This window comes from Pseudomonas sp. PDM21, from assembly GCF_014852505.2.
Lineage (GTDB): Bacteria > Pseudomonadota > Gammaproteobacteria > Pseudomonadales > Pseudomonadaceae > Pseudomonas.
The window spans coordinates 4,955,423-4,977,580 of the sequence record NZ_CM181223.1 but is presented as its reverse complement, the minus strand read 5'-3'; the positions used below and the strand labels follow the sequence as shown (position 1 = coordinate 4,977,580).

General features: G+C 65.5%; 19 protein-coding genes, 2 tRNA genes and 1 pseudogene. 13 read left to right on the top strand and 9 right to left on the bottom strand.

Annotated features, from left to right (window positions below):
• Positions 1-6 precede the first annotated feature (6 nt).
• Both IB275_RS22840 and IB275_RS22835 read right to left on the bottom strand, forming a co-directional pair.
• The gene (locus IB275_RS22840; protein WP_192291339.1) at positions 7-1,779 is read right to left on the bottom strand and encodes an SDR family oxidoreductase; all 1,773 of its coding nucleotides are present in this window, start codon (positions 1,777-1,779) and stop codon (positions 7-9) included.
• The gene (locus IB275_RS22835; RefSeq protein ID WP_192291337.1) at positions 1,776-2,675 is read right to left on the bottom strand and encodes a M24 family metallopeptidase; all 900 of its coding nucleotides are present in this window, start codon (positions 2,673-2,675) and stop codon (positions 1,776-1,778) included. The genes IB275_RS22840 and IB275_RS22835 overlap by 4 nt, the downstream gene beginning before the upstream one ends.
• A gap of 392 nt (positions 2,676-3,067) precedes the next feature.
• Between IB275_RS22835 and IB275_RS22830 the strand changes: the two genes are divergently transcribed.
• Positions 3,068-3,766, top strand: a complete 699-nt coding sequence (locus tag IB275_RS22830; RefSeq protein WP_285887123.1) for a MerR family transcriptional regulator — start codon at positions 3,068-3,070, stop codon at positions 3,764-3,766.
• 4 nt (positions 3,767-3,770) lie between these two features.
• On the opposite strand, the gene IB275_RS22825 is transcribed toward IB275_RS22830, so the two are convergent.
• A complete protein-coding gene (locus IB275_RS22825) occupies positions 3,771-4,685 on the bottom strand; it encodes a LysR family transcriptional regulator (protein WP_192292504.1) in 915 nt (304 codons plus the stop codon).
• An 82-nt stretch (positions 4,686-4,767) separates the two neighbouring features.
• Here IB275_RS22825 and IB275_RS22820 point away from each other — a divergent pair, with 82 nt between their 5' ends.
• Positions 4,768-5,226, top strand: coding sequence for a DMT family transporter (locus IB275_RS22820; protein ID WP_192291335.1), 459 nt, complete (start codon positions 4,768-4,770; stop codon positions 5,224-5,226).
• Positions 5,227-5,321: 95 nt separating this feature from the next.
• Here IB275_RS22820 and IB275_RS22815 read toward each other — a convergent pair whose 3' ends face one another.
• A complete protein-coding gene (locus tag IB275_RS22815; protein ID WP_192291333.1) occupies positions 5,322-8,798 on the bottom strand; it encodes a PAS domain-containing hybrid sensor histidine kinase/response regulator in 3,477 nt (1,158 codons plus the stop codon).
• 229 nt (positions 8,799-9,027) lie between these two features.
• Between IB275_RS22815 and IB275_RS22810 the strand changes: the two are divergent.
• The 4 genes and pseudogenes from IB275_RS22810 to IB275_RS22795 all read left to right on the top strand — a co-directional run bounded on the left by IB275_RS22810 (position 9,028) and on the right by IB275_RS22795 (position 15,108).
• Positions 9,028-9,629 (top strand): annotated as a pseudogene (locus IB275_RS22810) (GNAT family N-acetyltransferase).
• Positions 9,630-9,836: 207 nt separating this feature from the next.
• Positions 9,837-10,688, top strand: coding sequence for a helix-turn-helix transcriptional regulator (locus IB275_RS22805; protein WP_138215256.1), 852 nt, complete (start codon positions 9,837-9,839; stop codon positions 10,686-10,688).
• Positions 10,689-10,893: 205 nt separating this feature from the next.
• Positions 10,894-13,065 carry a TonB-dependent receptor family protein gene (locus tag IB275_RS22800; protein ID WP_192291331.1) on the top strand — a complete coding sequence of 724 codons (2,172 nt, stop codon included), beginning with the start codon at positions 10,894-10,896 and terminating at the stop codon, positions 13,063-13,065.
• Positions 13,066-13,233: 168 nt separating this feature from the next.
• On the top strand, positions 13,234-15,108 hold the full coding sequence (locus IB275_RS22795) for an MFS transporter (RefSeq protein ID WP_192291329.1): 1,875 nt from the start codon (positions 13,234-13,236) through the stop codon (positions 15,106-15,108).
• A 63-nt stretch (positions 15,109-15,171) separates the two neighbouring features.
• Here IB275_RS22795 and IB275_RS22790 read toward each other — a convergent pair whose 3' ends face one another.
• From IB275_RS22790 to rdgC, 4 genes are all read right to left on the bottom strand, one after another.
• Complete coding sequence (locus IB275_RS22790; RefSeq protein ID WP_045210321.1) at positions 15,172-15,381, bottom strand: cold-shock protein; 210 nt, start codon at positions 15,379-15,381, stop codon at positions 15,172-15,174.
• Positions 15,382-15,586: 205 nt separating this feature from the next.
• A complete protein-coding gene (gene sugE, locus IB275_RS22785) occupies positions 15,587-15,901 on the bottom strand; it encodes a quaternary ammonium compound efflux SMR transporter SugE (RefSeq protein WP_017522056.1) in 315 nt (104 codons plus the stop codon).
• A gap of 134 nt (positions 15,902-16,035) precedes the next feature.
• Positions 16,036-16,992: a bile acid:sodium symporter family protein gene (locus tag IB275_RS22780; RefSeq protein WP_192291327.1), complete on the bottom strand. Its 957-nt coding sequence runs from the start codon at positions 16,990-16,992 to the stop codon at positions 16,036-16,038.
• Positions 16,993-17,063: 71 nt separating this feature from the next.
• Positions 17,064-17,984 carry a recombination-associated protein RdgC gene (gene rdgC / locus IB275_RS22775; RefSeq protein ID WP_017522054.1) on the bottom strand — a complete coding sequence of 307 codons (921 nt, stop codon included), beginning with the start codon at positions 17,982-17,984 and terminating at the stop codon, positions 17,064-17,066.
• Between the two features lie 177 nt (positions 17,985-18,161).
• On the opposite strand from rdgC, the gene IB275_RS22770 reads away from it, so the two are divergent.
• The 4 genes from IB275_RS22770 to IB275_RS22755 all read left to right on the top strand — a co-directional run bounded on the left by IB275_RS22770 (position 18,162) and on the right by IB275_RS22755 (position 20,160).
• A tRNA-Val gene (locus tag IB275_RS22770) sits at positions 18,162-18,237 on the top strand.
• A gap of 13 nt (positions 18,238-18,250) precedes the next feature.
• Positions 18,251-18,327 (top strand) — tRNA-Asp (locus tag IB275_RS22765).
• A 286-nt stretch (positions 18,328-18,613) separates the two neighbouring features.
• Positions 18,614-19,360: a BamJ family beta-barrel-assembly machinery protein gene (gene bamJ / locus IB275_RS22760; protein WP_081520206.1), complete on the top strand. Its 747-nt coding sequence runs from the start codon at positions 18,614-18,616 to the stop codon at positions 19,358-19,360.
• A 374-nt stretch (positions 19,361-19,734) separates the two neighbouring features.
• Positions 19,735-20,160 carry a YkvA family protein gene (locus IB275_RS22755; protein WP_192291325.1) on the top strand — a complete coding sequence of 142 codons (426 nt, stop codon included), beginning with the start codon at positions 19,735-19,737 and terminating at the stop codon, positions 20,158-20,160.
• Here the strand turns inward: IB275_RS22755 and IB275_RS22750 are convergent.
• Positions 20,148-20,906 (bottom strand): substrate-binding periplasmic protein, encoded by a 759-nt coding sequence (locus IB275_RS22750; RefSeq protein ID WP_192292501.1) that lies wholly within the window; start codon positions 20,904-20,906, stop codon positions 20,148-20,150. The genes IB275_RS22755 and IB275_RS22750 overlap by 13 nt on opposite strands.
• Before the next feature lie 85 nt (positions 20,907-20,991).
• On the opposite strand from IB275_RS22750, the gene IB275_RS22745 reads away from it, so the two are divergent.
• The 3 genes from IB275_RS22745 to IB275_RS22735 all read left to right on the top strand — a co-directional run bounded on the left by IB275_RS22745 (position 20,992) and on the right by IB275_RS22735 (position 22,158).
• Positions 20,992-21,309, top strand: a complete 318-nt coding sequence (locus IB275_RS22745) for a helix-turn-helix domain-containing protein (RefSeq protein ID WP_192291323.1) — start codon at positions 20,992-20,994, stop codon at positions 21,307-21,309.
• Positions 21,306-21,671 carry a hypothetical protein gene (locus tag IB275_RS22740; protein WP_081520209.1) on the top strand — a complete coding sequence of 122 codons (366 nt, stop codon included), beginning with the start codon at positions 21,306-21,308 and terminating at the stop codon, positions 21,669-21,671. The genes IB275_RS22745 and IB275_RS22740 overlap by 4 nt, the downstream gene beginning before the upstream one ends.
• A gap of 70 nt (positions 21,672-21,741) precedes the next feature.
• The gene (locus tag IB275_RS22735; protein WP_225594682.1) at positions 21,742-22,158 is read left to right on the top strand and encodes a tetratricopeptide repeat protein; all 417 of its coding nucleotides are present in this window, start codon (positions 21,742-21,744) and stop codon (positions 22,156-22,158) included.

Below are 22,158 nucleotides of genomic sequence, written 5' to 3'. Positions count from 1 at the left end.
GGATTCTCAGGCAGTCAGGTTGAGGCGGGCGAACAGGCGCGACAGCCAGGGCATGAAGCGCCATTGCAGGGCGCCCAGATGCACTTCGCTGCCAACCTTCACCACCGGCTGGTTGCGTTCCACTGCGCGGGTGATGCGTTCGCCGACGGTGTCCGGGCTGAGCCGGCGCCGACGGTAGAAGCGCTGTACCTTGGCGCGGTGTTTCGCCTGTTGTTCGTCATCCAGTCCGGCGAAGCGCGTGGCCTGGACGATGCCGGTATCGACGAAGCCCGGGCACGCCGCGCTGACGCCGATGCCATTGCCCGCCAGCTCGGCGCGCAGGCACTCGCTGAGCATCAGCACCGCCGCCTTGCTGGTGGCGTAGGCCGGGTAGTTGCGTGACGGCGCGAAAGCCACACCGGAAGCGACGTTGACCAGGTGCCCCGGCTTGCCGCTCTCCACCATCTGCTTGCCGAACAGCCGGCAGCCGTCGATCACGCTCCACAGGTTGATGCGCAGCAGGCGCTCCCATTCCTCCGGGGTGGTCTTGAGCATCGGCCCGGCCATGCCGATGCCGGCGTTGCTGACCACCACGTCGGGCACGCCGAGGCTGCTCTTCACCCACTGTGCGAAGCGTTCCATGGCGGCGCTGTCGCCCACGTCCACGTAGTAGCTGTAGGCGCTGGCCCCCACCGCGCGGGCCAGTTCGGCGCTGCGCTCGGCGGCGGCCGGGTCGATGTCCGCTGCCAGTACGCTGGCGCCGCGTTCGGCGAAGCTCAGCAGGGTCGACCGCCCGATGCCGCCGCCGGCGCCGGTGACCACCACCAGCTTGCCGGCGAACGGGCCGGCGCCAGGTTTCAGCGCGGCGCGCTGCAGTTCCGGCGTGGCTTCGCCGCCTTCGATGTGGCTGACGAATTCGTCGATCCAGCCGCCCAGGCGGGCTGGTTCGGCGAGCAGTTGCCAGTGCCCGGCAGTGACGTCACGGCGCCACAGGCGCGGCGCCCACAGCGAGAGTTGTTGGAACAGTTGCTGGCCGACATAGCGGTCGCGGGTCGGCACGATGAGTTGCACCGGCACCTCGGTATGGCGCTTGCGCGGCTTGAAGATCGAGGTGATGAAGTTGGCTCGGTAGAGCTTCACGCCGTGCTCGCCGTCGCTGGCCTGGTGCGGGTTGCGTGCCGGGTTGCGGATGCCTTCGACCTTGCGCAGGTACTGCGGCCAGGCCTTGGCCGCGCCGAAGCGCCACGACAGAGACGGCAGCAACGGCAGATGGAAGTAGTAGATGTACCAGGAGTGCAGCAGTTGGCTGGCCATCTGCAGCAGCGCGCGCGGCGTCTTGCGGCGCAGGCGGTCGCGCATCCAGAAGCCGACGTGATCCAGGCAGGGGCCGGAGACGCTGGTATAGGACGCGATACGGGCGCGCAGCTGCGGATCGGTGACGCTCTCCCAGGTCTGGATCGAGCCCCAGTCATGGGCCACCAGGTGCACCGCGCGCTGCGGGCTGACCGCATCGAGCACGGCCTTGAGGTCCTGGCTGAGCAGTTCCAGGCGGTAGTCGCGGGTCTTGCGCGGCTTGTCCGATTCGCCCGCGCCACGCACATCGTAGGCGACCAGCTGGTAGCGTCCGGACAGGCGGCGGATCAGAGGCAGCCAGACTTCATGGTTGTCGGGATAGCCATGGACGAACAACACCATCGGCAGGTGCGGCTCACCCCAGCGCCATACGGCCAGGCGTACGTTGCCCGATTGCACGTCGAGGCGCTCCGGCGTCGGCAGCGTTTTTTCCAGCATCGCGTTCATGCCACCTCCTGCCGCGCCGGGGCGCTTATCAGACCGCGGGCGATCCAGCGGCGCACGTGAGGCAGGTCGTCGTCCAGCCAGTAGACGTCGTCGTCGGTGACCACCAGCAGCTCTTCGAACTTGGCGCCCACGCCGCGCAGGCCCAGGTGCGGCTCGACCGCCCAGAGGCCAGGTGTCGGGGCGTGTTGCGAGCGGTCGTTGCTCGACCACAGCGGCGACCAGCCTTCGCGGCGGCCGGTGATCAGGGCGTTCTTCATCAGCGTGGCGATGTTGCGTACGCCGAAGCGCGCCAGCGACGGGCCGCTGTCCCGCGCGCCGAGTTTTTCTACGCGGTGGGCCAGTACTTCGAAGGGGTAGGCCTTGTGCCGCGGCAGGGTACCCTGGCGCTGGCAGAGACGGTCCACCGACTGGCTGACTTCGGCCAGGGGCAGGCGTTGGCGCACCTGTTCGACGATCAGGTTGCGGTGCGCCAGCAGGTCGTCCATCAGACGCTCCACCAGCAGGTTGTGGCCCAGCGCGCCGGAGTAGCCGACGTCGGCGGTGTAGGCGCCCAGGGTCGGCGCGCAGTCGAGGATGAAGGGCATACCTTCCTCCAGGCGCTGCTTGCCGGGGTAGAAGGCCAGGTTGAAGCCGCCCAGGTGGCGCAGGCCGTCGAAGCCCTTGAACGAGGTGCGCGGGCCGAACCAGGCGAAGGGCTGGTGGAACCAGTCGCGTACGCCGTGATCGAGCAGCCAGGTTTTCATCAGGGCGGCGGTCTCGCGCTCGCTGATGCCCGGGCGCAGTTCGCCGGCAATGGTTTCGCAGCAGCGGTAGGCCAGTTGCTGAGTCTCGCGGAAGTGCCGCAGGTCTTCGGGGGTCAGATCTTCGGGAGTAGACCCCCACGCGCCTTGGGACATGACTTTCTCCAGGCTGGTTATTGTTATCGTGACATTGAACAATGTCACAATCGATGCTGACCCATCGGCGGGCGTTGCGCCATGCCGTGCGCGCCGGACCCTGAGTGTTACCGGAGCGCGGAGCCGCTGGCGGCGCGGGTTGTGGAAGGGCGGGGGATTTGCGGTGGGTGCAGGTCCCGTCTTTGGTTGGGCTGCCGGGCTGTGCGGCGGATCACTTTGGGACTAGTGCTTTCGATTGTTCTGAGGGCGCAACGGTGACTATCATCCGCGCCATGAGCACACCCCTGAATCTGCTGCAGCGCCTGCTGCAACGCCCGGACGACGCGCCCTCCGCGGTGGAGGAAGAGCGCGAGTACACGGTGGATGAGCTGGCCCGCGAGGGCGGCACCACGGTGCGCAACCTGCGCGCGTATCAGGATCGCGGCCTGCTGCCGCCGCCCGAGCGCCGTGGCCGCGCCGGGGTGTATTTCGCCAGCCACCTGCGCCGGCTACGGCTAATCAACCGCCTGCTGGAGCGCGGCTACAACATAGCCAATATCAAGGAGCTGCTGCAGAGCTGGGAGCATGGCCACGACCTGGACCATGTGCTCGGCCTCGACGAAGCCATCGTCGGCCCGTGGAACCTGGAGTCCGCTGGCAGCATCGAGTTCAGCGACTTGCAGGCGCTGTTCGGCGATGAGCTCAATGACGCGGTGATCGATCAGGCGCTGGCGCAGGGCCTGCTGGCCTTCGATGGCGAGCGCATCAGCATTCCCAGCCCGCGCCTGTTCAATGCCGGCGTCGAGCTGTACCGCGCCGGTATTCCGCTGGCGTCGCTGCTGGATCATCTGGCGGTCTTGCGGACCGACACCGAACACCTGGCCGCCGGCATCGTGCAACTGGTGGTGACCCATCTGGTGGACAAGCCCGGTGCCGACCTGCTGCCCGGCGCGGCGGACCTCGAGCGCCTCGCCGAAGTCTTCCAGCGCCTGCGGCCGGTGGCCGAACAGGTGGTGCTGGTGGAGCTCGCGCGCGGCCTGAAGCGCTCGGCCAACGAGATGCTCGGCGAGCGCGTTGGGGAGATCCTCCGGCGGCTGGAAACGCCGGAGTAACGCCTCAGGTCCGGCCGGCCACCTCGGCCAGTTTTCCACGTAGCCAGCGCCGCGCGGGCTCGTCCTCGCTGGTTTCCGACCAGATCTGCACGAAGTCGAAAGGCGCCAGTTTCAGCGGCGGCTCGAAGCTCGCCAGGCCATGGCTTTCGAGATCATCCGGGAGCATCCGCGCGGCGATGGTCAGCACCAGGTCGGTGCCCGCCAGCAGGCTGGGCGCGACGCTGAAGTGCGGCACGGTGGCGGCCACCTGACGGCGCCGGCCGAGTTTTTCCAGGTGACTGTCGATCTCTTCCGCCGGGCTCTGTTGCAGGGCGACCCGCAGGTGCGGGGCAGCCAGGTAGTCGTCCAGATCCAGGCGCTGTCTTTCGCCCAGGGTTTCCCTCGAGCACAGGCAGACGAAGCGTTCCTCGAACAACTGCTGCACACGCAGCCCTTCGGGCAGCATCGGGAAAACCCCGAGAGCGCCATCCAGCTCGCCGCTCGCCACCTGCTCGGCCATGCCCACCCGCGAGGCCTGGCGCACGTCCAGGCGAATGCCCGGCGCTTCTCGGCGCAGGAGCGGCAGCAGGACCGGCAGTACCACCCAGGTGCCGTAGTCGGACATCCCCAGGCGTAGTTCCAGCTCGGCGCTGGTCGGGTCGAAGTCGTCGCCCAGCACCAGCCGGCGCACGCCGCCGAGGATTTCCCGCAGCGGCCCGGCCAGCTCGAACGCGCGGCGGGTCAGTTGCATCTGGTTGCCGGCGCGCACCAGCAACGGGTCGTCGAGGAGGTTGCGCAGGCGGTTGAGCGCATGGCTCACCGCCGGCTGCGTCATCGCCAGCCGCTCGGCCGCGCGGGAGACGTGGCGCTCGTCCAGCAGCGCATCGAGGATCACCAGCAGGTTGAGGTCGATGCGGCGCAAGTCATGAATCGAGCGCATCTGTGCTGTACCGTTCATTCATTTCCATGCGCAGGATGGATAGCAGAAGCTTAAGGCACCGACAAGAAACGGAGGAAAGTCGATGTCGAAACTGCTTCTTCTGCTGCCTGCCATTGGTGTGGGCGCGCTGGTCGCCCTGCAGGCCGGCAGCAATTCCCTGCTAGGTCGCCAACTGGGTCATCCACTGAGTGCCAGCCTGACGTCCCTGGGCGTAAGCCTGGCGGCGGTGATCATCGCGCTGCTGGCCTTCCGCGTGCCGCTGCCGCCGGCGGCAGGCATTGCCGCCACCCCCTGGTGGGGCTGGCTGGGTGGGCTGTTTGGCGCGGCTTACCTGACGGTCGCGGTAATGCTGGCGCCGCAGCTGGGTGCGGCGACTTTCCTGGCCTGCGTGGTGGCGGGGCAGATGCTGATGTCGGCGTTGTGCGACCAGTTCGGCTGGGCCGGTTTCCCGGTGCGGCGGCTGTCACCCGAGGGCCTGCTGGCCGTCGGGCTGATCATCGCCGGGGTGGTGTTGTTGCAGTGGCGGGGGAGGGTGGTTTGAGGCTAACTCGGAGCTGGCCGGCAGGACCCTCTCCCCAGCCCTCTCCCTTCAGGGAGAGGGTTAGGGAGAGGGAACTAAGCCAGCGCCGAGAACCATCACCGCAGGCTCAAATGCCGACTCAGCAACGCCCGCAGCGCCGCCGGCTTCACCGGCTTGGGCAGGAAGTCCAGCCCCGCCGCGTGGATCTGCGCCACCAGTTCGGGGCGGGCGTCCGCGCTGATCACTACGCCTGGAACCGGCTCACCCAGGCGGGTGCGCAACCAGGCCATGAGGTCGGTGCCCAGCTCGCCGTCGTCCAGGTGGTAGTCGATCAGAGCCAGTTGCGGGCGTGCATCGCCTTCAAGCAACGCTTGGCATTCTTCTCGGCTACGCGCGGTGAGCACGCGACAGCCCCAGCGGGTCAGCAGGCTGTTCATGCCGGTGAGGATGCTGTCTTCGTTGTCGACGCAGAGCACCTGCGCGCCATTGAGCTGTTCCGGGGTTTCCACCTTGTGCCCGTTGAGCGGCGCCGGAGCCGGCTGGCGCGCCAGCGGCACGCTGACGCTGAACACGCTGCCCTTGCCCGGCCAGGAGCGTACTTCCAAGCGGTGGCCGAGCACCTTGCACAGTCGATCGGCGATCGCCAGGCCGAGGCCCAGGCCTTTCTCGGCGCGAGTCTGGTGGCTGTCCAGGCGTTTGAATTCCTCGAAGATCACCTGCAGCTTGTCCGGCGGGATGCCCGGACCGTGGTCCCAGACTTCCAGGCGCAGGTACCCGGCCTCGCGGCGAACGCCGAGCAGCACGTGGCCCTTGGCGTAGCGGAAGGCGTTGGTGAGGAAGTTCTGCAACACGCGGCGCAGCAGTTTGATGTCGCTTTCCACGCGCAGCTTGCTGCCGCGCACATGAAAGTCGATGCCGTGCTCCTGGGCCAGGACGCGGAACTCCACGCCCAGGGTGTCGTACAGGTTGCTCAGCGGGAAGGCCGCGACGTCGGCGCTGACACGCCCTCCCTCAAGACGCGAGATATCCAGCAGGTCGGTGATCAGGTCTTCCGCCGAGCGCAGCGACGAGTCCAGGTGGCGCACCAGTTCGGTGGCCTCCTCGGGCAGTTTTTCCTGGTGGGCGAGAGCGGCGGAGAATAGCCGCGCGGCGTTCAGTGGCTGCATCAGGTCGTGGCTGACCGCAGCGAGGAAGCGCGATTTCGACTGGTTCGCCGCCTCGGCCGTGCCCTTGGCCTCGGTGAGCGCCTGGTTGAGCTGCGACAGCTCGAAGGTGCGCTCCTGCACGCGCTGTTCCAGACCTTCGTTGGCGTCCTTCAGGCCCTGTTCGGCGTCGCGGTAGTTGGTGATGTCGGTGAAGCTCATGACGAAGCCGCCGCCGGGCATGGGGTTGCCGATCAGCTCGATCACCCGGCCGTTGGGGAACAGCCGCTCGGAGGTGTGCGGCGTGCCCTGGCGCATCCAGTACAGGCGCTTGGCGACGTGCAGGTCGGGGTCGCCCGGCCCGCAGAGGTTGCGCTCGGCGTTGTAGCGGATGATGTCGGCGATGGGGCGGCCGACGTAGATCAGCCCGTCCGGATACTCGAACAACTCGATGTAGCGGTGGTTCCAGGCCACCAGTCGCAGCGACTGGTCGACCACGCTGATGCCCTGGGTGATGTTCTCGATGGCGCCCTGCAGCAGCGCGCGGTTGAACTGCAGCACCTCGGAGGCTTCGTCGGCGATCTTCACCACGTCCTCCACCTGCATCTCGCGGCCTTCGATGGCGGCCTTCACCACGGCGCGCGCGGAGGAGGCGCCGAGTACGCCGGCGAGCAGGCGCTCGGTATGGGCGATCCACTCGTCGTTGGCGTTCTGGCTGGGGGTGAAGCCCTTGCCCTGGCGGTAGGCGAAGCGGATGAAGCTCTGCCGCGCGCGCTCCTCGCCGACGAAGCGGGCAGCGAGCATCAGCAGGTCTTCCAGCTGTACCGCGAGCATCGAGCGCGAGCTGAGTTTCTGGGAGATTTCCTGGCCGATGAAGCGGCTGGCCTGCCAGTGCTCGGAGACGCGGGTGCGGGAGAACACCGAGACCAGCCCGAACAGCGCGAAGTTGCCGATCAGCGAGAGCAGCACGCCCAGGGTCAGTGGCTCGATGGACAGGCCGAACGGGCGGCCGGCGAGCCACGCCAGGCCGGGGAAGGTCTGCAGCGGCCAGCCCAGGCCCTTGGCGACTACCGGCAGTACCAGGGTGTAGGCCCACAATAGCGAGCCGGCGGCCAGGCCGGCGAACACGCCTCGGCGGTTGGCCTGCTTCCAGTACAGCGCGCCGATCATCGCCGGGCCGAGCTGGGCGATGGCGGCGAAGGCGATCTGGCCGATGGTGGCCAGGCTCGCGGTGGAGCCCAGCAGGCGGTAGCTGACGTAGGCCAGCAGAAGGATCAGCGCGATGCTCACCCGGCGCACGGTCAGCAGCCAGTGGCGGAACACCTCGAAAGGCTGCTCGGCTTCGCCTTTGCGGCGCAACAGCCAGGGCAGCAGCATGTCGTTGGAGACCATGGTGGACAGCGCCACGCTGGCCACGATCACCATGCCGGTGGCCGCCGAAGCGCCGCCGATGAAGGCCAGCAGCGCCAGCGCCGGATGCGCCTCGGCCAGCGGCAGGCTGATCACGAAGGAGTCGGGCATCACGCCGGCGGGCAGGTGCATCTGCCCGGCGAGGGCGATGGGCACCACGAACAGCGCGGCCAGCACCAGGTAGATCGGGAACACCCAGCGCGCCAGGTTGAGGTCGCGCGGCTCGATGTTCTCCACCACCAGCACGTGGAACTGGCGCGGCAGGCACATGATGGCGGTCATCGCCACACCGGTCTGCAGCAGCATCGCCGGCCAGTGCACGGTCTCCTTCCAGTACTCGTTGAGCTGCGGGGCGACGCGCGCCTGGTCGACCAGGTCGCCGAAGCCGTCGTAGAGGCCGTAGGTGACGAAGATGCCGACGGCGATGAAGGCGGTGAGCTTGACCAGCGACTCGAAGGCGATCGCCAGCACCATGCCGCGGTGGTGCTCGGTGACGTCCAGGTTGCGGGTACCGAAGACGATGGTGAACAGCGCGAGGATCAGCGACACGATCAGCGCCGTGTCCTGGGCGCGGATGCCGGTGGAGTCGGGGCCGGCGCCGATCAGCAGGTTGACGCCGAGGACGATGCCCTTGAGCTGCAGGGCGATGTAGGGCAGCACGCAGACCACGCAGATCAGCGCCACCACCACCGCCAGCGCCTGCGACTTCCCATATCGCGCGGCGATGAAGTCGGCGATGGAGGTGATGTTCTCCTGCTTGCTGATCATGATCATCTTCTGCAGCACCCAGGGTGCGAAGAGCATCAGCAGCACGGGGCCGACATAGATCGGCAGGAAGGACCACAACTGGTCGGCGGCCTGGCCGACGGCGCCGAAGAAGGTCCAGCTGGTGCAGTAGACCGCCAGGGACAGGCTGTAGACCCAGGCGCGGACACGCGGCGAAAGAGGGGCGCGACGGCGGTCGCCATAGAACGCGATGGCGAACAGGACCGCCATGTAGAGCAGGGCGACCGTTGCGATCAACCCACTGGACAACGACATGCTGACTCCGGAAGTGAACTGGCTCCCCCGCAGGAGCACTGGCAGCAGTTTCGCACCAAAGTCCGGAACTGTCAGACGCCTGCTACCAATGTCTCAGTGGTGCTGTGTCGCGGCTCACACTTGAGGGCGGAGCGCCGGGCTGGTAGCTTGCCGGCCTTTTCGCGGTCCGTCTGTCGTGCGCCTGCCGGCGCGCGGCACTTCAGAGGGCCGCTACGCTCTGATGTGAGCGATGATTTCGCGTCGAGTTTCGAGGAGGGCGCCATGTTCAGACCGTTACCCATCACCTTGCAGCGCGGGGCCCTGCGCCTGGAGCCGATGGTGGAGGCCGACGTGCCGGACCTGGTGACGCTGGCGGAACAGAACCGCGACGTCCTGCAGTTCATGAGTGCGCCGGGGCGCCCGGACTGGTACCGCCAGGGCCTGGCGGACCAGCGCGAGGGCCGCGCCCTGCCGCTGGTGGTACGCCTGGGCAACCAGATCGTCGGCACCACGCGCTTCATGGATTTTCTCCCGGCGCTGCCGGCCTGCGAGATCGGCGCCACCTGGCTGGATCAGGCCCAGCACGGCAGTGGTCTCAACGCCACCATGAAGTACCTGATGCTGCGCCACGCCTTCGACAGCTGGAAGATGGTCCGCGTGCAGTTCAAGACCGCCGCCAGCAACGAGCGCTCCCAGCGTGCCATCGAGAAGCTCGGCGCGGTGCGCGAGGGCGTACTGCGTAACCACCGGCGCCTGGCCGGCGGGCGGCTGGACGACACCATCCTCTACAGCATCACCGACCAGGAATGGCCGCAGGTGAAGGCCGCGCTGGAAGCTGGTTTCAACGGCTGAGTGATACTCTGTTCGCGGCTTCAAAACCCCTCACCCTAACCCTCTCCCCATGGGAGAGGGGACCGATCGGCGCAGGATGAAACCGCTATGTCAGCCGGCACGGATTGCCCCCTCTCCCCCTGGGAGAGGGTTGGGGTGAGGGCAAGCACAGGCACAGAGGTGCCAGCAATGGCTCGGCGTTTAGATCATTCCAGGGCGGAGTAGTGCATGGCAGAACACGACGCGAGCGGCGAACGCACCCGCTTCTGGCGCGCCCAGGAGCTGGGCGGCGTCGAGCTGCTGCACGCGCGCTACATCGAGCAGGTGTTCTCGCCCCACGTCCATGAAGGCTTCGCTTTCGTCATGATCGAGCAGGGCGCGCAGCGCTTCCACCATCGCGGCGCCGAGCACTTCGCCCCGGCCGGCAGCGTGGTGTTGATCAACCCCGACGAGGTCCACACCGGTTCCAAGGCCGACGAGGCCGGCTGGCGCTACCGCGGCTTCTACCCGGAGCTGGCGCAGGTTTCCGGTGTGCTGGAGGAGCTGGAGCTCGGCGGAGGCGGTACGCCGTCGTTCGATGCCAGCGTGGTGTTCGACCCGGAGCTGGTGCAGGCGCTGTTCGCCGCCCACCGCCTGGTGGATTCCGACGCCACTGTGCTGCAGCGCCAGACCTGCTGGCGCGAGGCGCTGTTGCTACTGTTCCAGCGCCATGCGCGGATTCCCGAGGCACCGCCAGCGGGCAAAGAGCCCGTGGCTGTGGCTCGCGCCCGCGAGCTGCTCGGCTCGCGATTGATGGAGCCGCCGTCGCTGGAAGAACTGGCCGCCGCCGTCGGGCTGTCGCCTTTCCATTTCGCCCGCGTGTTCCGCAAGGCCACCGGCTTGCCGCCCCATGCCTGGCTCAAGCAGCGCCGGCTGGAGCAGGCGAGGGCGTTGCTCAAGCAGGGCTGCATGCCGGTGAACGTGGCGATGCAGCTGGGCTTCGCCGACCAGAGTCACCTCAGCCGGCAGTTCAAGCAGGCCTATGGCGTCGGCCCCGGCGAATACCGCCAGGCCTGTGCGCGGTCTTTCCGTCCCGTCTGATTTTTCCGGCGTCGTTATCGGCCAGAGCCCGCCACCGAAGGGCTGCTGGCCTATTGCCGTGGCTGATGAACAGTCGTTCGAGATGCCGAAAAGAGAATCTGAGTCAACCGGAATATTTTGTCATTTGCGATACATTTGCATTTACAAAATTTACAATCAGTTCTAATTTCCCGCCCCTTCACGAAGTACCCGGGGAGGGGGAAGCATGTCGCACGTTCGTTCGTGGTCGCGCCTGGCGATCGCCGTAGCCCTGGCCACGCCGCTGCTGCCAGCGCAGGCCGAGGAAGAGACCAAGGAGCTGGAGACCGTCACCGTGGTCGGTGACTGGCTTGGCGAGGCCGATCAGCAGGTGGTGCAGAACCACCCCGGCGCACGCACCGTGGTGCGTCGCGAGCAGATGATCGAGGAAGGCGCGCAGAACGTGCGCGACGTGCTGCGCGGCATTCCCGGCGTGCAGGTGCAGGACAACAACGGCACCGGCGGCAGCGATGTTTCCCTCAACGTCGGCGTGCGCGGCCTGACCTCGCGCCTGTCGCCGCGCTCCACCGTGCTCATCGATGGCGTCCCCGCCGCCGTGGCACCCTACGGCCAGCCGCAGCTGTCGATGTTCCCGCTGTCGGTGGGCAACCTCGACAGCGTCGACGTCGTGCGTGGCGCCGGTTCCGTGCGTTATGGACCGCAGAACGTCGGCGGGGTGATCAACTTCGTCACCCGCGCGATTCCCAAGGAATTCTCCGGCGATGTCGGCAGCACCGTGGAAACCGCTTCCCACGGCGGCTGGAAGAAGCTCTACAACGCCTTCCTCGGCGGCACCGCCGACAACGGCATGGGCGCTGCGCTGCTGTACTCGGGCGTGAAAGGCGCGGGCTACCGCGACAGCAACGACGCCACCGATATCGACGACGTGATGTTCAAGACCCACTGGGCACCCACCGACGCCGACGAGTTCTCCGCCAACTTCCACTACTACGACGGCAGCGCCGACATGCCCGGCGGCCTGACCCAGGCGCAGTTCGACAAGGACCCGTACCAGTCGGTGCGCGACTACGACAACTTCACCGGCCGTCGCAAGGACGTCTCGTTCAAGTACAAGCGGCAGATCGACGACCTCACCCAGGTCGAAGTGCTGACCTACTACAGCGACAGCTTCCGCGGCAGCACCATCGCCAACCGTGACCTCAAGACCCTGGCGTCGTACCCGCGCGACTACCACACCTTCGGTATCGAGCCGCGCGTGTCGAAGATCTTCATGGTCGGCCCGACCACCCAGGAAGCGAGCATCGGCTACCGCTATCTGAAGGAAGCGATGCACGAGCGCGCCAGCCAGGTCGCCCTGATCAACAACATCCCGACCACGCTGCCGACTCCCGGCGGCGACGGCCACACCTACCAGGACCGCACCGGCGGCACCGAGGCGAACTCCATCTACCTCGACGACAAGATCGACGTGGGCAACTGGACCGTCACCCCGGGCATCCGCTTCGAGCGCATCTCCACCGACTGGCACGAGCGCCCGGTGATCGACAACAAGGGCAAGCCGGTCCAGGAAAAGAACCGCAGCAAGGACTACAACGAGCCGCTGCCGGCGCTGGCGGTGATGTATCACCTGTCGGACGAGTGGAAGCTGTTCGCCAACTACGAGACCTCCTTCGGCAGCCTGCAGTACTTCCAGCTCGGCCAGGGCGGCAGCGGCAACGACACTGCTAGCGGCCTGCAGCCGGAGAAGGCGAAGACCTACGAAGTGGGCACCCGCTACGACAACGGCACCTGGGGTGGCGAGGTCACGCTGTTTTACATCGACTTCGACGACGAGTTGCAGTACATCAGCAACGACGTGGGCTGGACCAACCTGGGCGCCACCAAGCATCAGGGCATCGAGACCTCGGCGCACTACGACATGGCTGCGCTCGACCCGGTCCTTGCCGGCCTGACCGCCTACGGCACCCTGACCTACACCCGCGCGACCTACGAAGGCGAGATCCCCGGCTTCAAAGGCCGTGACCTGCCGCTCTACTCGCGCCAGGTGGCGACCATCGGCCTGCGCTACGAGCATGACCGCTGGACCTACAACTTCGACGGCTTCGCCCAGTCGAAGCAGCGTGCGCCCGGCCCGACCACCAACTCCAACGGCAGCTTCACCGGCGACTACATCACCGAGCCAACTGCCGACGGCCAGTACGGCAACATCCCCGGCTACGTGCTGTGGAACGCCCGCGTGGGCTACGACTTCGGCCCGCAGGCGTCGAACCTTAAGGTTGCCGCCGGGGTGAAGAACCTCTTCGACCAGATGAACTACACCCGCTCCAGCGACAACAACGCCGGTATCTACCTCGGCGAGCCGCGCACCTTCTACGTGCAGGGCAGCGTCGGCTTCTGAGGTCATCCCGGTTGATTGAAAAGCCCGTCCTTCGAGACGGGCTTTTTCTTGCACGGATTGCACGGTTCGAATGGATTTGTGCGGGAAATGTGGCTTTTCTTCACGCTGTTGCCGTCATATCCGTGCTGTCATTCCGGCTCAAGGCCGCTACGCAGGTATACAAGGACGATGTCTCAACACTCGCAATTCGCCCTGCTGGGCACCAAGCGATTCCTGCCCTTCTTCATCACCCAGCTGCTGGGTGCGTTCAACGACAACATCTTCAAGCAGTCGCTGATCCTGGCGATCCTCTACCACCTCACCGTCGGCGGTGACCGCAACCTGCTGGTCAACCTCTGTGCGTTGTTGTTCATCCTGCCGTTCTTCCTGTTTTCCGCCCTGGGCGGACAGTTCGGCGAGAAGTTCAACAAGGACGCGCTGATGCGCGCGCTGAAGCTGGCCGAGATCGTGATCATGGCGGTGGGCGCCACGGGCTTCGTGTTCGGCAGCCTGCCGCTGCTGTTCCTCGCGCTGTTCGCCATGGGCACCCACTCGGCGCTGTTCGGTCCGGTGAAGTATTCGATCCTGCCGCAGCACCTGCGCGAGGACGAGCTGGTCGGCGGCAACGCCCTGGTGGAAATGGGGACCTTCCTCGCCATCCTCTGCGGCACCATCGGCGCCGGCGTGCTGATGTCGCGGCAGGACTACGCCGCCGGCGTCGGCATTGCCGTGGTGCTGGTCGCCGTCTGCGGTTTCCTTGCCAGCCGCAACATCCCCCGCGCGGCCGCTGCACTGCCGGACCTGAAGGTCGACTGGAACATCTTCCGCCAGTCCTGGAGCATTCTCCTGCTCGGCCTGCGCCAGCGTCCGGCGGTGTCGCGCTCGCTGGTGGGCAACTCCTGGTTCTGGTTCCTCGGCGCGGTCTACCTGACGCAGATCCCGACCTATGCCAAGGAGCTGCTGCACGGCGACGAAAGTGTGGTGACGCTGATCCTCACCGTGTTCTCGGTGGGTATCGCGCTGGGCTCGATGCTGTGCGAAAAGCTCTCCGGCAAGAAGGTGGAAATCGGCCTGGTGCCCTTCGGCTCCATCGGCCTGAGCCTGTTCGGCATCCTGTTGTGGTGGCATTCAGGCGGTTTCCCGCAGGGTGAGCAGCCCTACAACTGGCTGGCGGTGCTGGAGCATTCGCAGTCCTGGGCGGTGCTGGCGGATATCCTTGGCATCGGCATCTTCGGTGGCTTCTATATCGTGCCGCTGTACGCGTTGATCCAGGCACGCACCGAGGAGGACAAGCGTGCACGGGTGATCGCCGCCAACAACATCCTCAACGCGCTGTTCATGGTAGTCGCGGCGATCGTCTCGATCCTGCTGCTGTCGGTGGCGAAGCTGACGATCCCCGAGCTGTTCCTCGTGCTCTCGCTGATGAACGTCGCGGTGAACGTGTACATCTTCAAGATCGTGCCCGAATTCACCATGCGCTTCCTGGTTTGGCTGCTGACCCACTCGATGTACCGGGTCGACCACCGCAACCTCGAAGCCATCCCCGACGAAGGCCCGGCCGTGCTGGTGTGCAACCACGTATCGTTCGTCGACGCGCTGCTGATCGCCGGTTCCGTGCGTCGCCCGGTGCGCTTCGTCATGTACTACAAGATCTTCCGCATCCCGGTGCTCAACTTCATCTTCCGCACCGCGGGCGCGGTGCCTATCGCTGGGCGTAACGAAGACGCCGAGACCTACGAGAAGGCGTTCGCCAAGGTCGCCGAGTACCTGCGGGAAGGGGAATTGGTATGCATCTTCCCCGAGGGCATGCTGACCCTGGACGGCGAGATGAACGAGTTCCGTGGCGGCGTGGAGCGCATCATCGAGGAAACCCCGGTGCCGGTGATTCCGATGGCGCTGCAGGGGCTGTGGGGCAGCTTCTTCAGCCGCGATCCGCAGAAGGGCTTCTTCCGTCGCCTGTGGTCGCGTGTCTGCCTGGTGGCCGGCCAGCCGGTGGCGCCGGAGGAGGCCCAGCGCCTGGCGCTGCAGGAGCAGGTCGCCGTGCTGCGTGGTGCGGCGCGCTGATCCTGCTCGCCGCAAAGAAAAAGCCCCGGCAATGCCGGGGCTTTTTCATGGGCGTGTCGCGGTTCAGATAACCTGAACTTCGTCAGCCTGCAGGCCCTTCTGGCCTTCAACCACAACGAAGGAGACCTTCTGGCCTTCCTGCAGCGATTTGAAGCCGGTGCCCTGGATGGAGCGGAAGTGCACGAAGACATCGTTGCCGCTTTCCGGAGTGATGAAGCCGAAGCCCTTGGCGTCATTGAACCACTTGACGGTGCCGGTCTGACGATTCGACATGGAAATACACCTTGAACAATTGAATATTGTTTTGCGGAAAAGTCCGCGCTCGTCCTGAGTTGCAAGGTGCAGTCGAAGCCGGTTGGCGGGGCGTGGCCCCGCCTGGTCACGAGCCACAGTGACCCAAGCAAACACAGTGGCCCGCAGCATACCGACAAATTTTCGGGAAAGCGACAGCCCGCCGGTATCGAGAACCGATACAGCGTCAGTGGCTCAATTTCAGGCCGACCAGTCCGCACAGGATCAGCGCAACGCTGAGCAGGCGTACCGGCGCCATGGACTCGCCGAACAGCACGATGCCGACGATGACAGTGCCCACCGCGCCGACGCCGGTCCAGATGGCGTAGGCGGTGCCCAGCGGCAGATTTCTCATGGCCAGGCCAAGCAGGCCCATGCTGGTGATGATCGCCAGCACGGTCAGAGCGGTCGGTATCGGACGGGTGAAACCTTCGGTGTATTTCAATCCGACGGCCCAGGCGACTTCGAACAGGCCGGCGACGAACAGAATGATCCAGGACATGGAGCTCTCCAGACGGTGGATGGTATGGAGGGCCGTCCCCGCTGGAGCACCGGAAGGTGGTGAGGTCGTCCTCACAATGTGCAGTATTTTGCACAAAACCGGTGCGCCGGGCAAGCCGGCGCCGGTTTTCTGCCCTATTGCGGGGCTTTTTCCCGGACCGATGGCTCGTCGGTCATGCGGCGGAACCAGGTGGAAAGCGTCGCGCCGGAGATGTTGTGCCAGACGCTGAACAGTGCGCTGGGCACTGCCGCCAGCGGCGAGAAGTGTGCGCTGGCCAGGGCCGCGCCAAGGCCGGAGTTCTGCATGCCGACCTCCAGCGCCAGAGACTTGCGCTGCGCCAGCGGCAGGCCGAAGACCTTGGCGGTGAAATAGCCGAGCAGGAAACCGAAGCCGTTGTGCAGGATCACCACGGCCATGATCAGCAGGCCGGATTCGGCGATCTTCGCCTGGCTGGCGGCAACCACCGCAGCGACGATGATCACGATGGAGATCACCGAAATCAGCGGCAGCACGTCCACCACGTGGCGCACCCGCGCGCCGAGCAGGCGCTGGGCGGCGAGGCCGAGGACGATGGGCACCACGACGACCTGCAGGATCGACCAGAACAACGCGCCGAAGGAGACTGGCAGCCAGGCTGAGGCCAGCAGCCAGATCAGTGCCGGGGTGAGCAGCGGGGCGAGGAGGGTGGTCACGCCAGCGATGGCCACCGACAGCGCCAGGTCACCGCGCGACAGCCAGGTCATCACGTTGGACGCGGTGCCGCTGGGGCAGCAGCCGACCAGGATGACGCCAACGGCGATTTCCGGCGGCAGGTGCATCAACTGGCAGAGCAGCCAGGCCATGCCGGGCATGATGACGAAATGGGCGATCACGCCGAGGGTGACGCGCCAGGGATGTCGGGCGACTTCGGCGAAGTCCTCGACCTTGAGCGTCAGGCCCATGCCGAACATCACCACACCGAGCATGGGCACGATGGCGGCGGTGAGCGGGGTGAACAGGGAGGGAACGAAGAACGCCAGGATGGCGAAGAGCAGCACCCAGAGGGCGAAGGTGTTGCCCATGAAGCGGCTGAGCAGGATGAGAGCACGCATGGGCCGTCCTTCTTTTATGTGGGCCTTGTTGTGTTGGCAGGCGCCGCGCGGACGCGGCGCCTGCCGGGGCATCAGATGCCTTCGGGCATCGCCTCGCCACCGAGTGCTTCGATCAGCGCCGGGATGAACTCGGCGAAGGTCAGCATCATCAGGGTGAAGCTGGCGTCGAGCTGGCCCAGGGCGTCTTCGCCGCCGTCCTGCTCTGCCTTCTCCTGCAGCATGTCTTCGAAACGCAGGCGCTTGATCGCGACCTTGTCGTCGAGGACGAAGGACAGCTTGTCCGACCAGGCCAGGGACAGCTGGGTGACCAGCTTGCCGGAGGTCAGGTGCAGCTGGATTTCCTCGCTGGTCAGGTCCTGGCGCTTGCAGCGCACCACACCGCCGTCTTCGTGGGTATCACGCAGCTCGCACTCGTCGAGGACGAAGAAGTCGCCGGCGGCTTCCTGGGTCTTCACCCAGTCGGTCAGGGTGGCGGTCGGTGCGGTCTTCACGGTCAGCGGGCGAACCGGCAGCGAGCCCAGGGCTTCGCGCAGGGTCGACAGCAGATCTTCGGCCTTCTTCGCGCTGGAGGTATCGACCAGGATCAGGCCGAGGCTCGGGGCGATGGCGGCGAAAGTCACCGAACGACGGATGAAGGCGCGCGGCAGCAGGGTCTGGACGATCTCGTCCTTGAGCTGGTCGCGTTCCTTCTTGTAGACCTTGCGCATCTGCGCAGCTTCGATCTCGTCGACCTTCTCCTTGAGCGCGTCACGCACGACGCTGCCCGGGAGAATGCGCTCTTCCTTGCGCGCGCTTACCAGGAAGAAGCCTTCGCTGGCATGTACCAGCGGGGCGTCCGGGCCCTTGCCGAAAGGCGCGGAGAAACCGTAGGTAGTCAGTTCCTGGCTGGCGCAGGAGCGCGCCGGCTTGCTGGCCAGGGCTTTCTCCAGGGCATCGGCGTCGATCTGCAGATCCTGGGTGAGGCGGTATACGAGCAGGTTGCGGAACCACATGAGGGGCTAACTCCTGGACACAAAGGATGCATTATTCCGTTCGGCGCGGTTCAGGCCAACCCCGTTTCGTCATTCGCACTCTTCATCTAAGCCTTTGGAACATCTGAAAATTTTTTTCATCCGGGGGCTTGTCAGGTGCAAATGTCCTCCGTAGAATGCGCCCCACTTCGAGACGAAGGGTGATTAGCTCAGCCGGGAGAGCATCTGCCTTACAAGCAGAGGGTCGGCGGTTCGATCCCGTCATCACCCACCACTCGAGGTCCGACGCAGCGGTAGTTCAGTCGGTTAGAATACCGGCCTGTCACGCCGGGGGTCGCGGGTTCGAGTCCCGTCCGCTGCGCCACAATTCGAAAAGCCCTCAGGTAGCAATGCCTGAGGGCTTTTTCTTTGCCTGCCTTTTTTATCGGCAACGGGCTTTCCTGCGAAGCTTCCCGTCGAAAGTTGCTCGTTTCGATCACAGCGATTCCGTGCTGGCCGTCTGACTTATCCTGTTAATTTTCTTATAAGTTTGCTGTGGGAACTTCTCCCCCGGTAGTGGTTCCTATTGCCCATAGCCACTGGCCACGAGCGCCTGATAAGCTCGCGGCTTCATTACTTCAGCCATGACGGCGCAAAGACAAGGATTCAGCATGAAACAACATCGGTTGGCGGCAGCGATCGCGCTGGTCGGCTTGGTTCTCGCGGGCTGCGACAAACAGGCCGCCGAAGTGGAACTCAAGACTCCTGCGCAGAAAGCCTCCTACGGCATCGGCCTGAACATGGGCAAGAGCCTCGCCCAGGAAGGCATGAATGACCTGGATTCGAAAGCCGTCGCCCTGGGTATCGAAGACGCCGTTGGCAAGCAGAAGCAGAAGCTGACCGACGAAGAGCTGACCGAAGCCTTCACCGCCCTGCAGAAGCGCGCTGAAGAGCAGGTCGCCAAGAAGAATTCCGAGGCCCTGGAAGCCGGCAAGAAATTCCTCGAGGAAAACGGCAAGCGTGAGGGCGTGGTCACCACCAAGTCCGGCCTGCAGTATGAAGTCGTGAAGAAAGCCGACGGCGCGCAGCCCAAGGCCACCGACGTCGTCACCGTTCACTACGAAGGCAAGCTGGTCGATGGTACGGTCTTCGACAGCTCCATCCAGCGTGGCAGCCCGATCGATCTGCCGGTTGGCGGCGTGATTCCGGGTTGGGTCGAAGCCCTGCAACTGATGCACGTCGGCGAGAAGATCAAGCTCTTCATCCCGAGCGAGCTGGCCTACGGCGCCCAGAGCCCGAGCCCGACCATCCCGGCCAACTCGGTCCTGGTCTTCGACCTGGAACTGCTGGCCATCAAGGACCCGAACCAGCCTGAAGCCGAAGCTCCTGCGCCGGCCGCGGAAGCGCCCAAGCAGTAACTGAGTACCTTCGTACCAGAGAAAACGCCCCGTTACCCACGGGGCGTTTTCATTTGTGCGGGAAGCGCTCTGGAACGCTGCGCTGACCGCCGGGTCTGAAAGGGAGTAACCTTGGGGCCGGTGTTACCCTTATGCACATATTTGACGCAGATGAAACAATGTCCTCCCCTTGACATTGGTAAGCCCATCGCTTAGCTGCAACTGCATGATTTTTAACGCATTTACAGGGCTGAACAAAAAATCGCCGATCTGTCTGCAGCCCTCATGGCTCGGGCGTTTTGGCGATATCGAGGGTGGCTTTCAACAGAGTTATCCACAGGAAAGGTGGATAACCTGAACCTGCTTTGTACGAACTTTCCTATCGAGGTGAATCGATGAAAAAGCCTCCGGGATTTGACCGTTTCCTGAAGCTCGCCAGCCGTTTCATCGCTGGTGGGAGATTGCCGGCGCTGCTGTTCGCGGTGTCGCGCAAGAGTGGCCGTGTCAAGCTGGCCAAGACCGATCTGAAGCTGCTGCAGGAGTTGCTGGTGGCCTGGGTACGCGGCGATTACCGCGGCATCAGCTCCCAGGCGCTGGTCTCGGTAGTGGCGGCGCTGTTGTACTTTCTCTCGCCGGTGGACCTGGTGCCCGATTGGCTACTGGGCGTCGGTTTCCTCGACGACCTGGCGGTGCTGGCCTGGGTGATCCGCCGCTGGCAATCGGAAATCGACGCCTTCAAGGTCTGGCGCGATGCGCAAGGCGTGGAAGCCCGCGAAGCCCTGAAGCAACTACCGCCGCCGGAAGCGATTCAGCGTCTCTGACGCAACCGCGCAGTCTGTTGGCCAAGCAGGCGCTGGATCGAGCCGTCACTGACCATCGCCTGCAGTACGGCATCCAGTCGCTCGGCGGGTAGCGGTAACGCCGGGCCGTACGAGCAGTAGATCGAGTAGCGCTGCACATTGCTGCTATTGATCGCCACGGGCAGTTCATGGTGCTGCGCGAGGAGGAATTCCAGCGGGCGGCGCATCTCGATCAGTGCGTCCAGGCGATGGGCTTCGAGCATGTGCAGGCGGGTATCCAGGTCGCGCACGTCGGCGCGCTTCACACGGCCTTCGGCGAAGGCCTGCATGAGCGGGGCGGGGTAGACGTAGCCCAGGCTGGTGCCGATGCGGATGTCGTGCAGCTGCGCGAGATTCTCCACCGGTGGCGCGTCCGCACGCTGGGCCAGGGCGTCTTCTTCCTCGAACAGGCTCGGCGACCAGTGCAGCCTTTCCGGCGCCTTCATCCACTGCGGATTGTTGATGCACAGCAGGTGGATCGCGCCCTGGGCGAGGGCCGGTTCTGCGCGCTTGTCCGGCGTTTCAACGAAGCGAACCTCGAGCCCCAGGCGCTGTCCGACGCTTTCGCCCAGATCGCGGATGAAGCCAGGAGCCAATTCATGGTCGATACTTTCTGCGTATGGCATGCCGTTGCTTGGCGAATAGCCCCAGCGCAGTTCCTCGGCGCCACACAGGGCGCTGGCCAGGCATAGGCAGAACGGAAGGAAGCGCTGCAAGTCGGTCCCCATGTCTGGTGGCGAGAAGCGGTGCGCAGTATAGCCGGCACAGGCACGCATCAGGCTGTTAAGATGGCCGCCTGCAAGGAGTGTTGTCATGAACGTTCAAGTCATCATGCGTGACGGCGAAGCGGAGTACGCCGTGGTTCCCTGGGCCGAATACCAGGCCCTGCTGGCTGCCGCCGGCCGGGGAGTCGCCCAGGTTGTCAAACCCGTTGCACCCCCGGCATTCGACGAGAAGCCGGACTGGAAAGCACTGCGTGAAGCTCGAGGCTTGTCCATTGAGACGCTGGCGCGTTCGGTGGGTATCAGCCCGTCCTACCTGGGACAGATCGAGAACGGCGAACGCGAAGCCAGCGACGCCATCCAGCATGGCCTGCGTCGTGCCCTGGGCACTGGGGAGTCCGCTTCTTGAGCGTGCAGATCAGTCGCAAGCATTGGGAAGGCCTGCTCGGCGAGCTGGAAGACGCCCGCCGCCAGCGCCATCTGCTCACCTACCGCGCGCTTATCGAGCGCCTGCAATTGCCGACCCCGGCGATGACCGTGCTGACCGCCGCGCTGGAACACCTGGCTGCGCTGGATGCCCGCGGTGGTCGTCCGCTGCGCAGCTCGCTGGTGATCAGTCAGGGCGCCAGCCGCCTGCCTCGCACCGGTTTCTTCGAGTATGTCGAGCGCCTGGGGCGTTTCTCCGGCGCCCCGGACGGCCCCGCTGCCGCCGGCTGGCATGCGGCGGAAGTCGCGCGCGTCTTCGAGTTCGAGTACCCCGAGGAACTCTGACGTGGCGACACCCCGCGAGCTGTTCTGGCGCCTGCGAGCACGATTGAGTTACGCCCTGGCGCGACGCCTGATGGGCTGGCCGTGGATGGTGCGCCAGCCGCGTTCCTGGGCCTGGATGCAGGGCCAGTTTTCGCGCATGGCCGCTCTGGGAGATGTTGGGGCGCAGAGCTTCTACGGACACCTGCTGCTGTTCCGCGGACAGGGTTTTGGCGCTCGCGAGGAAGGGTTGCGTCTGCTGCGTCTCGCTGCGGCAGAGGGTGACCACAAGGCGGCCTACCAGGTAGGTGTGCAAGCGCTCAAGGGTGATACCCGCCATGCCGCTGATGCGCAGGAAGCCGCACGTTACTGGGGTCAGGCAGCCGAGGCGGGCCACCCGCTGGCGGCGCGCAAGCTCGGCGAGTTGTATCGCAGCGGCGGCCCCGGGCTGGAGCCCGATGATGCCCAGGCCGAGCACTACGAAACGCGCGCCCGAGAGCTGGGCCTCTGA

Coding starts and splice junctions, on each gene's coding strand:
- IB275_RS22735 (WP_225594682.1), top strand. CDS start 21,742: ATGGGCTGGCCGTGGATGGTGCGCCAGCCGCGTTCCTGGGCCTGGATG.
- IB275_RS22835 (WP_192291337.1), bottom strand. CDS start 2,675: ATGTCCCAAGGCGCGTGGGGGTCTACTCCCGAAGATCTGACCCCCGAA.
- IB275_RS22745 (WP_192291323.1), top strand. CDS start 20,992: ATGAACGTTCAAGTCATCATGCGTGACGGCGAAGCGGAGTACGCCGTG.
- IB275_RS22805 (WP_138215256.1), top strand. CDS start 9,837: ATGGCAGAACACGACGCGAGCGGCGAACGCACCCGCTTCTGGCGCGCC.
- IB275_RS22840 (WP_192291339.1), bottom strand. CDS start 1,779: ATGAACGCGATGCTGGAAAAAACGCTGCCGACGCCGGAGCGCCTCGAC.
- IB275_RS22755 (WP_192291325.1), top strand. CDS start 19,735: ATGAAAAAGCCTCCGGGATTTGACCGTTTCCTGAAGCTCGCCAGCCGT.
- rdgC (WP_017522054.1), bottom strand. CDS start 17,984: ATGTGGTTCCGCAACCTGCTCGTATACCGCCTCACCCAGGATCTGCAG.
- IB275_RS22815 (WP_192291333.1), bottom strand. CDS start 8,798: ATGTCGTTGTCCAGTGGGTTGATCGCAACGGTCGCCCTGCTCTACATG.
- bamJ (WP_081520206.1), top strand. CDS start 18,614: ATGAAACAACATCGGTTGGCGGCAGCGATCGCGCTGGTCGGCTTGGTT.
- IB275_RS22790 (WP_045210321.1), bottom strand. CDS start 15,381: ATGTCGAATCGTCAGACCGGCACCGTCAAGTGGTTCAATGACGCCAAG.
- IB275_RS22825 (WP_192292504.1), bottom strand. CDS start 4,685: ATGCGCTCGATTCATGACTTGCGCCGCATCGACCTCAACCTGCTGGTG.
- IB275_RS22780 (WP_192291327.1), bottom strand. CDS start 16,992: ATGCGTGCTCTCATCCTGCTCAGCCGCTTCATGGGCAACACCTTCGCC.
- sugE (WP_017522056.1), bottom strand. CDS start 15,901: ATGTCCTGGATCATTCTGTTCGTCGCCGGCCTGTTCGAAGTCGCCTGG.
- IB275_RS22795 (WP_192291329.1), top strand. CDS start 13,234: ATGTCTCAACACTCGCAATTCGCCCTGCTGGGCACCAAGCGATTCCTG.
- IB275_RS22820 (WP_192291335.1), top strand. CDS start 4,768: ATGTCGAAACTGCTTCTTCTGCTGCCTGCCATTGGTGTGGGCGCGCTG.
- IB275_RS22800 (WP_192291331.1), top strand. CDS start 10,894: ATGTCGCACGTTCGTTCGTGGTCGCGCCTGGCGATCGCCGTAGCCCTG.
- IB275_RS22750 (WP_192292501.1), bottom strand. CDS start 20,906: ATGGGGACCGACTTGCAGCGCTTCCTTCCGTTCTGCCTATGCCTGGCC.